We start from the raw sequence: 12,082 nt of genomic DNA on the forward strand, positions 1-12,082 counted from the left end.
TACCGACGCGGCGGTCGACGGGCATCGAAACGTGAAGTTACCCAGGACAATTGTGAGAACAGTAAGACGACGGTGTGGCGCGGAGAAGAGTCGGCGCCGTCGCGACCCCCTGACGCACACGAGCAGGGACTCCGAAGAGTCCCTGCTCGTGAAAGTTCACCAAACCCGAAGGCGTGGAATCACCAACCGCGCTCGGCGAGCCGGTGATCCACCGGCAGCTCCTCGACGTTGATGCCGACCATGGCCTCGCCCAGTCCACGCGAAACCTTCGCGAGCACATCGGGGTCGTCGTGGAAGGTGGTCGCCTTGACGATGGCGGCGGCCCGCTCGGCGGGGTTGCCGGACTTGAAGATGCCGGAGCCGACGAACACGCCCTCGGCGCCGAGCTGCATCATCATCGCGGCGTCGGCGGGGGTGGCGATGCCGCCCGCGGTGAACAGCACGACGGGCAGCTTGCCGGTCTCGGCGACCTCGCGAACCAGCTCGTAGGGCGCCTGCAGTTCCTTGGCGGCGACGAACAGCTCGTCGGCGGGCAGCGAGGACAGCCTGCGGATCTCCTGGCGGATCTTGCGCATGTGCGTGGTGGCGTTGGAGACGTCACCGGTGCCTGCCTCGCCCTTCGAGCGAATCATGGCCGCGCCCTCGGTGATTCGGCGCAGCGCCTCACCCAGGTTGGTGGCGCCGCAGACGAACGGCACGGTGAAGTTCCACTTCTCGATGTGGTTGGTGTAGTCGGCGGGGGTCAGCACCTCGGACTCGTCGATGTAGTCGACGCCGAGGCTCTGCAGGATCTGCGCCTCCACGAAGTGGCCGATGCGGGCCTTCGCCATGACCGGGATGGAGACGGCGGCGATGATGCCGTCGATCATGTCGGGGTCGCTCATCCGGGACACGCCACCCTGCGCACGGATGTCGGCGGGCACCCGCTCCAGCGCCATCACCGCGACCGCGCCGGCGTCTTCGGCGATCTTGGCCTGGTCGGGGGTGACGACGTCCATGATCACCCCGCCCTTGAGCATCTCGGCCATGCCGCGCTTCACGCGGGCGGTGCCGATGGTCTGGGTGGTCTCGGGCGTAGTCACGGCAAACTCCTGGGTCATCTGCGCCAATCGGTCGCAAGGGATGGAATCGACCCAATTCTAGGCGGGCCACCCAGGCCACTTGATAGCCAGTCGGAGATGACTGGCCTTGTCACCTACCAGGGGCTCTGTCCGCCGGTGCGGTGCACTGGACCGCTCGGCCAGACCAGGAAAAGCGGTTTACCGGTGCCGCGGGGCAATTGTGTTGGCCCCGCTATCTTCCGGCGTCGCTCAGAGCGGACCCACAACCAGCAACTGCGCCCAGTACTCGGCGGCGGCGGGCCCGATGACCGGCAGCAGGAAATCGTAGAGCAGGTAGGACATGTACAACGGGTACCTCCGCACACCGAGCATTTTTCCCCCGCCGACGGCGGGGTCCGCGGCACCGAAGTCCGAGTGCCTTGAAGTAAGCACTACCCAGCCCGCTGCCATCCAGTCGCGACCGTAGCACGATCGTGAAACACATCACATCGCGTCAGCGGATCGAGCGGACCTCCGGGTCGGTGGCGCTGTCGGCGGCGGTCGCGGCTTCGGGGAGCAGTTGGTCCAGGTTGTAGGGGTAGACGGTTTCGCCCGCGCGGTCGAAGGCGACGATATCGGCTGCGGTACACCACTTGTTGCCGGTGATGGAGCGGCGTTCGATGGCGGTGAGGTTCGTCGCCTGCGGCTCGTAGGCGGGCACGCGGAGCGCGAAGAACAGTTCCTCGGAGCGGATCAGGTCGCCGTCGAAGGGGAACACCGCGACGCGACGCCAGATCGGGCCGCGCAGGCTCTCCGGGTCGGCCTGGTAACCGGTCTCTTCGTAGAGCTCACGGACGGCCGCTTCGCGCAGCGTCTCCTCCGGGTCGACCCCGCCGCCGACGGTGAACCAGAACGACACGTCGGGTGTTGTCGGGTCGTTGCCGCGCATCAGCAGCGTGCGGCCCTCCTCGTCGAACAGCACGATGCGGGCGGTGGTGCGGGTGGTGTCGACGGTGAGCCCGGTGGACGCGGCCGGGGTGGCGCGCTCGGTGATCTCGAAATAGGTGGGCAGCGGCGCGGTACCGCCGAGGTGCAGGATGCGCACCGACCGGCGGGTGCGCAGCGCCAGGGTGTCGCGGACCGCGTCGTTGTGGAAGCGGCGCGCGATCAGCACCCGCGCCTCGGCGTCGGCCAGCTCGGCCACCATCTGCGGGCGCAGTTTCTCGATATCGATCGTCGACAGCGCCGCGGAGAGCTGGTTCTCCACCGTCTCGCGGTCGGCGGGCCCGGCCCGTTCGGCGCGATCGGCAAGGTGGGCAAGAACTTTGGCTTGATCGGCCAGCGCCGGATCGGCCACCGGGTCCGCGATCGCCGCCGCGACCGATCTGGCCACCACCGCCCGCCGGCCCAGCGCCGCGTCGAGCGCCTGCCAGGACTGATCGGAGCGCACGTGCAGCCGGTCGAGCCGATTGGCGGTGGAGTAGGCCCAGATGCCGAGCGCGACGATGACCGCCGCGATCAGCGCGAGGACGAGAACCGTAGTGGCGGAGAAGGTGATCATCCGGCGGCCCGCACCCTGGTGTCGCCGATAGTGACCGTCTCGTACACGCGCAGGATCTGTTCGGCCACCACCGGCCAGTCGTACTCGCCGACCACCTGGGTGGCCGTGTGCACCAGGGCCGCCCGGCGGCTGTCGTCGGTGAGCAGACCGTCGATGGCCCGCGCCAGCGCCGCCGAATCACCCACCGGCACCAGCTCACCCGCCGTCCCGTCGCGCAGCACCCGGCGGAAGGCGTCCAATTCGCTTGCCACCACGGCGGTTCCGGCGGCCATCGCCTCGATCAGGATGATGCCGAAGCTCTCGCCGCCTAGGTTGGGCGCGACGTAGACATCCGCGCTGCGCATGGCCGAGGCCTTCTCCGCGTCCGACACCTGACCGAGGAAGCGCAGGTGCCCGGCGAGCGATCCCGCCTCGCGGCGCAGCCGCTCCTCGTCCCCGCGCCCGACGATGAGGACCTGTAAGTCCTGGTGCCTGCGCACCAGTTCGGGCAAAGCGCCGAGCAGCACGTCCATCCCCTTGCGTGGTTCGTCGTAGCGGCCGAGGAACAGCACGGTCCGGCCCGCCCGCGGATACCCGGGCAGCATCGGCGCCCGCGCGAAGGCGGGCACGTCGACCCCGTTGGGGATCTCCACCGCGTCGGAGCCGAGCGCCTCCACCTGCCAGCGCCGGGCCAGCTCCGAGACGGCGATCCGGCCGCTGATTTTCTCGTGGTACGGCCGCAGCACGCCCTGAAAGGTGCTGAGTATCAACGACTTCGTGGTCGAGGTGTGGAAGGTGGCGACGATCGGGCCCTCGGCGATCTTCAGCGCGAGCATCGACAGGCTCGGCGCGTTGGGCTCGTGGATGTGCAGTACGTCGAAATCGTTGCCGTCGATCCAGCGCCGAATCCTGGTGTAGGCCATCGGACCGAAGGACAGTCGCGCCACCGATCCGTTGTACGGGATCGCCACCGCGCGACCGGCGGACACCACGAAATCGGGCAGCGCTGTCTCCTCCGAGGCGGGCGCGAGCACGCTCACCCGGTGCCCGCGTTCGATGAATACTCTCGCCAGCTCGACCACATGGGCCTGCACGCCGCCGGGCACGTCGAACGAGTACGGACAGACCATGCCGATCTTCATGCGGCGCCGTCCGAGTTCGCCGCGGTGTTCGAATCGTCCTGCGCCGCCGCGATGCGGCCGCGCCGCGCCTCGGACAGATCGCCCTCCCACAGCGGTTGCAGCATGTGCCAATCCGCCGGATGTTCGGCGATATTCGCCGCGAACCGGTCCGCCAGGGCCTGGGTGGCCGCCGCGACGCCGTTCGAAACATCAATCGGCGCTTCGACTTTCATGCCCCAGCCCTCCGCGCCGTCGGCGGTGAACCAGGTGTGCACCGGCAGCAGCGCCGCACCGGTCTCGATGGCCAGTTTGGCGGCACCGGCGGGCAGCCAGGTGCGCTCGCCGAAGAAGGTGACCGGGACGCCGCGGCCGGTCAGGTCGCGCTCCCCCATCAGGCAGATCGCCTTGTTCTCGCGCAGCCGGTCGGCCAGCTGGACGAACGGCGGCTGTTCGCCACCGGTCAGCGGGAACACCTCGAAACCGAGGCTCTCCCGGTAGGCGACGAACCGCTTGAACAGCGACTCCGGCTTCAACCGTTCCGCGACGGTCGCGAAGGTGCCGTGGTTCTGCACCAGCCACACCCCCGCCATATCCCAGTTCCCGGAATGCGGCAGCACCAGGATCACGCCGCGTCCGGCGGCCAACCCCGCCTCCAGGTTCGATTTCCCTTCCAGCACGAGCTCACCGATCGCCGCGTGGTCCATCGAGGGCAGCCGGAACGCTTCCCGCCAGTACCGCGCGTAGGAGCGGACGCTCGCCTGGATCAGCTCGTCCGGCACGTCCGCGGGGGTACCGCCGATCACCCGGGCGAGGTTGCGCCGCAACTGGTTCGGCGCGCCACCGGCCCGGAACTGCCGATTCGCCTTGCCGGCGACCCGATCGGCGCCCCAGTCGAACAACCGCCGCGCCGTCGTCTCGGGCAACGCCCGCACCAGCCGCCAGCCCGCCGCGTAACCGGCGTCGCTCAACCGCTCCCCGATACTCATGACCATTGCCCCGTTCCCTGCACCACACCGCCACGATAGGGCGGTCTCACGTCGGCAGCTCCGTCGCGTTCGCCGTTCCCGCCGAGGGGTTTTCGGGCTGCGCCGGCTTGTCGGACTGCGCCGGGTCTTGCTCCTGTGCCGAATTTCGCGGCTGCGGGGGCGTGATCACATCGCGCGCACCCGGCGAACTGCGCACCGCGAGCACCCGCTGGAACACCGTGACGATGCTGAGCACCGCGAGCACCCACATCGCGACGTGCACCGCGTAGGTGAGCCAGTCGATGCCCCAGTACCCGCCGATGCCGGTCAACCCGGCACCGACCAGCACGATGATGAGCCGATCCGGCCGCTCGATGAGCCCGCCGTCGGCGGAGAGCCCGCTGGCCTCGGCCCGCGCCTTGGCGTACGAAATCACCTGCGAGCTCACCAGTACCACCAGCGTCGCGGCGAACAGCGGCTTGTGGTTCTCGTGGTACACCGCCCACCACGCCAGGCCGGCGAAGATGGCGCCGTCGGCGACCCGGTCGCAGGTGGCGTCGAGCACCGCACCGTATTTCGTGCCGCCGCCGCGCGCCCTGGCCATCGCGCCGTCGAGCATGTCGAACATGACGAACAACCAGATCACCATGGTCCCCCAGAACAGGTGTCCGGTCGGGAACAGGGTGACCGCGGCGGCGATCGACGCGGTGGTGCCGATGACCGTCACCGCATCCGGGGTGAGCCCGGTGCTCACCAGCGCTTTGCCCAGCGGCGCAGTCGCTTTGGCAAACGTATCGCGGCCGAAGAAGCTCAGCACTTCTAGTCGACTTCCTTCCAGGCTGCCGACAGCAGCGCCCTCGTCTCCCGGAGCAGCTGCGGCATCACCTTGGCCCCGCCGACCACGGTGATGAAGTTCGCGTCGCCGCCCCAGCGCGGGACGATGTGCTGGTGCAGGTGGTCGGCCAGCGAACCACCGGCCACGCCACCGAGATTCAGGCCGACGTTGAACCCGTGCGGCCGCGATACCCGCTTCATCACCCGGATGGCCTGCTGGGTGAACGCCATCAGCTCGGTGCCCTCGGCCAGGGTGAGGTCTTCGAGGTTGGCCACCTTGCGGTACGGCACCACCATCAGGTGGCCCGGGTTGTACGGGTACAGGTTGAGCACCGCGTACACCAGCTCGCCGCGCGCGATGACCAGGCCGTCCTCATCGGACATCTTCGGAATGTCGGTGAACGGGTGCCCGGTCGAGGCGGGGTCGGTGGCCGCGGCCTCGGCGATGTAGGACATCCGGTACGGCGTCCACAACCGCTGTAACCGGTCCGGTTCGCCCGCGCCGCGGTCCACGATGCTGTCCTGCGCCGTGGCGTCGTTCAGCTCGGTGAACCCGTCCGGGGTCGTGCGCTCGGTCATCCCGCACCCTTGATCTCGAAACCCGCCGCGGTCGGAGAAGTGTTCTCCCGGTTCGCAATCCATTCCACAATGGTGGCAACCGCGTCGGCGACCGGCACCCCGTTCACCTGAGTTCCGTCGCGGAACCGGAAGCTCACCGCGTCGGCCGCGACGTCGCGCTCGCCGGCGAGCAGCATGAACGGCACCTTCTGGGCGGTGTTGTTGAAGATCTTCTTCTGCATCCGGTCGTCGCTGCGGTCCACCTGGGCCCGGATGCCCGCGTCCTGCAGCCGCTCGATCACCCGATCAAGGTGCGGCGCAAAGGCTTCCGCGACCGGGATGCCGACGACCTGCACCGGCGACAGCCACGCGGGGAACGCGCCGGCATAGTGCTCGGTGAGCACGCCGAAGAACCGTTCGATCGAGCCGAACAGCGCGCGGTGGATCATCACCGGACGCTGCTTGGTGCCGTCGGAGGCGGTGTACTCCAGGTTGAACCGTTCCGGCAGGTTGAAGTCGAGCTGGATGGTCGACATCTGCCAGGTGCGGCCCAGCGCGTCCTTGGTCTGCACGGAGATCTTCGGACCGTAGAAGGCGGCGCCGCCCGGATCGGGCACCAGCTCCAGCCCGGAGGCCGAGGCCACCTTGGACAGGGTCTCGGTGGCCTCCTCCCAGATCTCGTCGGAGCCGACGAACTTCTTCGGGTCCTTGGTGGAGAGCTCCAGGTAGAAGTCGTCGAGGCCGTAGTCCTTCAGCAGGCCGAGCACGAACTGCAGGGTGCTGGTGAGTTCAGCGTGCATCTGCTCTTTGGTGCAGTAGATGTGCGCGTCGTCCTGGGTCATGCCGCGCACCCGGGTCAGGCCGTGCACCACGCCGGACTTCTCGTACCGGTACACCGAGCCGAACTCGAAGAGCCGCAACGGCAGTTCCCGATACGACCGGCCACGCGCCCGGAAGATCAGGTTGTGCATCGGGCAGTTCATCGGCTTGACGTAGTAGTCCTGGCCCGGCTTGCGGACGGTGCCGTCCTCGTTCAGCTCCGCGTCCAGGTGCATCGCCGGGAACATGCCGTCGCGGTACCAGTCCAGGTGACCGGAGACCTCGAACAGGTGCCCCTTGGTGATGTGCGGGGTGTTGACGAACTCGTAGCCCGCCGCCACATGCTGGCGCCGCGAGAACTCCTCCATCTCCTTGCGGATGATGCCGCCCTTGGGGTGGAAGACTGGCAGGCCGGAACCGAGCTCGTCGGGAAAACTGAACAGGTCGAGTTCCAGACCGAGCTTGCGGTGGTCGCGGCGTTCGGCCTCGGCCAGCAGGTGCAGGTACTCGTCGAGCGCCTCCTGTGACTCCCAGGCGGTGCCGTAGACGCGCTGCAGATCCTCGCGGTCCTGATCGCCCCGCCAGTAGGCGGCCGAGCTGCGGGTGAGCTTGAAGGCCGGGATGAACTTGGTGGTGGGGATGTGCGGGCCGCGACAGAGATCGCCCCAGAGGCGCTCGCCGGTGCGCGGATCCAGGTTGTCGTAGATGGTCAGCTCTTTGCCGCCGACCTCCATCACCTCGGGATCGTCGATGCCGGACTTGTCGCTGATCAGCTCCAGCTTGAACGGCTCCTTGGCCAGTTCCACCCGGGCGTCCTCGACCTCGACCACGCGCCGCGAAAACCGCTGCGCGCCTTTGACGATCTTCTTCATCCGGGATTCCAGCTTCGCCAGATCCTCCGGGGTGAACGGCCGGTCGACCTGGAAGTCGTAGTAGAAGCCGTCCTTGATCGGCGGGCCGATGCCGAGCTTGGCCTCTGGGAACTCCTGCTGCACCGCCTGCGCGAGCACGTGCGCGGCGGAATGCCGGATGACACTGCGGCCGTCCTCGGTGTCGGCGGCGACCGCCTCCACCTCGACGTCGGTGTCCGGGGTCCAGGACAGGTCCTTGAGGCCCTCGGCGTCGCGCACGACGACGATGGTGTCCGGTCCCTTGGTCGGCAGACCAGCCTCGCGCACCGCGGCACCCGCCGTCGTCCCCGCCGGCACCCGGACGCGGGGGGCAGGGGTGGTGCGGGCTGAGGTGGTCACGGCAGTGCTCTCCTTGGAGTTTCTCGGGTGCGGGGCAAATCCCCGCGGTTCAATGCCGGGACACCACGTGCCCCAGCGCGACCATGCTATCGGCAACCCCCCACCCCTGTGCACGCTCGTCCGCCTCTCCGGGTATTCAGGCCAGATCGAGGTGCGTGAGGCGTCGCGTTGGCGACCGGCGGTGTGGTGGTGGATGGGTCAGCCCGTGCCCGGGGAGTTACCCATGTTCTTGCGAGATCGGTTGGCGTTTCAGCAAACCAGCGTCAGTTGTCTGCGGCCAGTTGTTTTAGGAGGGACTCGCGTTCGGCGGCGGGGCGTTTGGGGCAACTGGTGCACATCTCGCAGTTGGGGACTTCGAAGACGAGGCAGCAAGAGATGCGTTTGACGAAGGTGCGGCCGCCGAGGTCGACGAAGCGCGGGATGGGGAGTTTGCCGCCGATTTCGGTGGCCAGGCGGGTGCCTGCGGCCGGGGAGCCCGCGTCGAGGGCCCGGTTGCCGACGGCGTCGGCGACGATCGCCCAGAGGGCCGGGATGCCCGCGCCGGAGACCTCGGCGACCGGGGTGATCACGGCGGCAAGGGTTTCCCGCAGCGCTGTGCCCGGCTCGGCGGGTTCGTCGGGCCCGGCGAGGATGTGGATGCGTTCCACGCCGCCGTCCGGGCGGACCTCGCAGTCGAAACGGTCCAACAGCGGCTCGGCGGCCTGTTCTCCCTGTGCGTATGCGCGGGCAATCTGTTCGACCAGCGCGGAGGCGACCATGCACCACCACAGCGTGCCCGCGATCCGCGGCGAGGTCGTGCCCCAGGAGTGCCCCATCTCCGTGATCCGGGCCGCCAGCCAATCCGGCTGCGTCAGCGTCCGGCCAGGGACGGTGTTCACCACTTCAGGGGACTGCGTAACCATTGCGACTCGACTCCGATCCAGCTGCCGACCATCCCGAACGTGCCCAATGCCCACAGTGTCGCGACAACCAATGCGAAAGTAGTGGTCGCCGCGAACACCCGCATGGCGGCACCCCGTGCGGAGTACCACGCCATACCCTGCCGGTACTTGTCCCGCAGCCAGCCGAGAGCCCGTTGTGCCCAGGCGAATTCGGTGGCGAGGATGCCGAGTCCGGCGAACACGATCGCCCAGCCGGGTCCGGGGTAGGGAATCGTGACGATTCCGACGGCGAGCACCGCGGTGCCGACCAACGCGACCCCGATCCGATAGGCGAGGTTCAGCGTAGGTCGCGCGGCAACACGGGCACGGAAGGCGCGCCAACCCGTCTGCGTCGATTCTGTTTCCAACTCGGCGGTCACCTCTCCCAGCGTACGAGAACCCCCGGCCGGGTCCATGGCGCGAACGAGCCCGCCCGAACCGAGTGGTTCGAGCGGGCTCGGTGGTCCTGACTCAGACGAGCTCGGGCGTCGTCACCCGATGACCCACCTCGTCGTCGATGTGGGCCAGCCCGTTCTCGGTGATCTCGATGACGCGCGCGCTGGCGATATCGAAGAACAGACCCGACACCGTCACGCCGCGCTCGGCGACGGCCGCGCGCACCGCGGGATGCCGTTGCAGGTTCTCCAGCTGCACCGCCACGTTCACCATGCTCAGCTGGTCCACCTCGCCGAAGCCGGCCCGCGCCGCGGCGATCGCCACCGGGTGCCCGCGCCGGATCCGATCCAGGCTCGGGCGGGCGTGCGCGAGCCACTTATCGATTTCCGGCCCCGCCTGTGCCCCGGAGTGCAGGGCCTTCATGGCGCCGCACGAGGAGTGGCCGCAGACCACGATGGAGCGGACGTTCAGCTCTTCCAACGCGAAGGCCAGCGCGGCGTCCACCGACGGGTCGCCGACGGCGGGCACCAGGTTGCCCACATTGCGCACGGTGAACAGGTCACCCGGCCCACTGTTGGTGATCATGTTCGGCACGATCCGCGAGTCCGCGCAGGTGAGGAAGAACGAATCCGGATCCTGGCTGTCGCGCAGCTCGTCCAGGTGCGGGCGCACGACGTGCGCGTGGCTGCGGTGGTACGCGGCGACACCGGCCGCGATCGGGTCGGCGTGCTCGTTGCGCCGCCAGGGGCCGAGGATGTCGGTCCATACCGCGCGCCCGAAGCTGCGCGAGGGCGGCCCGGCCGTCGCGTGCGCCATCCTGGCGTTGCCGATTTCCACGAAATCGACACTGCCGCCGTTGCTTTCCTGCTGGCGCACCCAGTCCTCGATGGCGTCGAAGGCGGCGTGGTCGAGGAAGTCGACGGTCAGCTCGACGGTGACGTCGGCGTCGGCGGGTACCTTCGCGAATTCCGCGGACAGCTTCGGTAGCGCGAGGAAGGTGCAGGAGCCGTCGATGGTGACCATCCACCGCTGCGAACCCGGAATCTGCCTGGCGTGGATGGCGACGCGCACCACCCGCCACAGCAGCAGACCGAAGGCCAGTGCCAAGCCGATCAGCACGCCCTCCAGCAGATTGAGGAACACCACCGACACCACGGTGACGACGTACACGAGCAGGTCGCCGGTGCGCCGGGCCAGTCGAATGTGCGCGATCTTGACCAGCTGCATGCCGATCACGATCAACAGGCCGGCCAGCGCGGCCTTCGGAATCTGTTGCACCACAGCGGCCAACGCCACCGAGAACAGCAGAATCCAGCAGCCGTGCAGCACCGCCGAGGCCCGGCTGCGCGCGCCCGCCTGCACGTTGGTCGCGCTGCGCACGATCACGCCGGTGACCGGCAGGCCGCCGAGCAGGCCGGAGAGCACGTTGGCCGAGCCCTGACCGATGAGCTCACGATCGAAGTTGGTGCGCTGACCCGAGTGCATCTTGTCCACCGCGACCGCGGACAGCAGGCTTTCCACGCTGGCGATCAAGGCGATGGTGAGCACCATCAGCACCACGGCGGACCAGTCACCGCGCGGCAGCTCGGGCAGCCCGATCGCGTCGAACAGCGAGCCGTTCAATACGATTCGCTCGGCGCCGGTCGGCAGCACCATGGCCAGCACGGTGGCCGCGAACACCGCGACCAGCGGGCCGGGGACGAGGCGGAGCCGGGCGGGCGCGTATTTCCAGCCGAGCATGATGGCGATCACCACGGCGCCGATGAACGCGTCGCCGCCGTGCAGCGACATCAGCTGATCGGGCAGCTGGGTGATGTTCTTCCACGCCGAGCTGTGCGACGAACCGCCGAGCAGCACGTGGACCTGTTGCAGCGCGATGGTGATGCCGATACCGGCCAGCATCGCGTGCACCACCACCGGTGCGACGGCGAGCGCGCCACGCGCGATCCTGCTCAGCCCGAACAGAATTTGCAGCACACCTGCGGCAGCGGCGATGAAACAGGTTGTTTTCCAACCGAATTGGTTGATGGACTCGGCCACCACGACGGTGAGGCCGGCGGCCGGGCCACTCACCTGAAGAACGGAGCCGCCCATCAGGCCGACGACGATACCGCCGACCACAGCGGCGATGAGACCGGCGGCGACAGGCGCGCCGGAGGCGACCGCGATGCCGAGGGACAGCGGCAACGCGACGAGGAAAACCACGATGGAAGCGGGCACATCGTGTCGGAGGATTGATTGCAGGCGTTCGGACAGGGGTCCGGGACCAGGACCCGAGTCCGCTGGGACCGGCGGGGTAATCGGTGGGGCCAAATCGTTCTCGACAGCCATGACTTTCTCCTTCGCCGAACCCGGCGCGAAGTCCGGGGTCGGTTGACGATCAACATGTCCAGCAGGGGGCACACGACCGCGAACCGGCATCTCGCGGTGAAGCAGGTCTCGACGCGCCAATGGGTCGAGATGTAAACCGATGCAAGGCTATGAGTAAAGACTAAGCAAAGCCTGAGAACGGGGCTAACTGCGCGTAAACTCCGCGCTCACCGCGTTATGGCCTGCCTCACATGCGCGCAGAGGCGTCGACGGGGCCGTCTCTGGGATTGCACCGGCGCTGCGGCAACACAGCGGACCTCATCGTCGGC

At 68.3% G+C, this 12,082-nt stretch carries 11 protein-coding genes; all 11 read right to left on the reverse strand.

Annotated features, from left to right (window positions below; genetic code table 11):
* Window positions 1-179: 179 nt before the first annotated feature.
* Window positions 180-1,082, reverse strand: coding sequence for a pyridoxal 5'-phosphate synthase lyase subunit PdxS (gene pdxS, locus IBX18_RS23920; protein ID WP_199856798.1), 903 nt, complete (start codon window positions 1,080-1,082; stop codon window positions 180-182).
* 228 nt (window positions 1,083-1,310) lie between these two features.
* Entirely contained in the window at window positions 1,311-1,511 is a 201-nt protein-coding gene (locus IBX18_RS23925) for a hypothetical protein (protein WP_194836025.1), read from the reverse strand.
* A 43-nt stretch (window positions 1,512-1,554) separates the two neighbouring features.
* Window positions 1,555-2,598: an NUDIX domain-containing protein gene (locus tag IBX18_RS23930; protein ID WP_194835994.1), complete on the reverse strand. Its 1,044-nt coding sequence runs from the start codon at window positions 2,596-2,598 to the stop codon at window positions 1,555-1,557.
* Window positions 2,598-3,722, reverse strand: coding sequence for a glycosyltransferase family 4 protein (locus tag IBX18_RS23935; protein WP_194835775.1), 1,125 nt, complete (start codon window positions 3,720-3,722; stop codon window positions 2,598-2,600). Before IBX18_RS23935 ends, IBX18_RS23930 begins: the two co-directional genes overlap by 1 nt.
* Window positions 3,719-4,687: a phosphatidylinositol mannoside acyltransferase gene (locus tag IBX18_RS23940; RefSeq protein WP_194835776.1), complete on the reverse strand. Its 969-nt coding sequence runs from the start codon at window positions 4,685-4,687 to the stop codon at window positions 3,719-3,721. Before IBX18_RS23940 ends, IBX18_RS23935 begins: the two co-directional genes overlap by 4 nt.
* Before the next feature lie 46 nt (window positions 4,688-4,733).
* Complete coding sequence (gene pgsA, locus IBX18_RS23945; RefSeq protein ID WP_194835777.1) at window positions 4,734-5,483, reverse strand: phosphatidylinositol phosphate synthase; 750 nt, start codon at window positions 5,481-5,483, stop codon at window positions 4,734-4,736.
* 2 nt (window positions 5,484-5,485) lie between these two features.
* Window positions 5,486-6,079, reverse strand: coding sequence for an HIT domain-containing protein (locus IBX18_RS23950; RefSeq protein WP_194835778.1), 594 nt, complete (start codon window positions 6,077-6,079; stop codon window positions 5,486-5,488).
* Window positions 6,076-8,127: a threonine--tRNA ligase gene (gene thrS / locus IBX18_RS23955; protein WP_194835779.1), complete on the reverse strand. Its 2,052-nt coding sequence runs from the start codon at window positions 8,125-8,127 to the stop codon at window positions 6,076-6,078. Before thrS ends, IBX18_RS23950 begins: the two co-directional genes overlap by 4 nt.
* A 263-nt stretch (window positions 8,128-8,390) precedes the next feature.
* Window positions 8,391-9,005 (reverse strand): (2Fe-2S)-binding protein, encoded by a 615-nt coding sequence (locus IBX18_RS23960; protein WP_306796377.1) that lies wholly within the window; start codon window positions 9,003-9,005, stop codon window positions 8,391-8,393.
* On the reverse strand, window positions 9,002-9,427 hold the full coding sequence (locus tag IBX18_RS23965) for a TIGR02611 family protein (protein ID WP_306796378.1): 426 nt from the start codon (window positions 9,425-9,427) through the stop codon (window positions 9,002-9,004). The genes IBX18_RS23960 and IBX18_RS23965 overlap by 4 nt, the downstream gene beginning before the upstream one ends.
* 91 nt (window positions 9,428-9,518) lie before the next feature.
* Window positions 9,519-11,774 carry a bifunctional SulP family inorganic anion transporter/carbonic anhydrase gene (locus tag IBX18_RS23970; protein WP_194835782.1) on the reverse strand — a complete coding sequence of 752 codons (2,256 nt, stop codon included), beginning with the start codon at window positions 11,772-11,774 and terminating at the stop codon, window positions 9,519-9,521.
* Window positions 11,775-12,082 lie beyond the last annotated feature (308 nt).

The organism is Nocardia sp. XZ_19_369, from assembly GCF_015355715.1.
In the GTDB taxonomy this organism is placed as follows: Bacteria; Actinomycetota; Actinomycetes; order Mycobacteriales; family Mycobacteriaceae; genus Nocardia.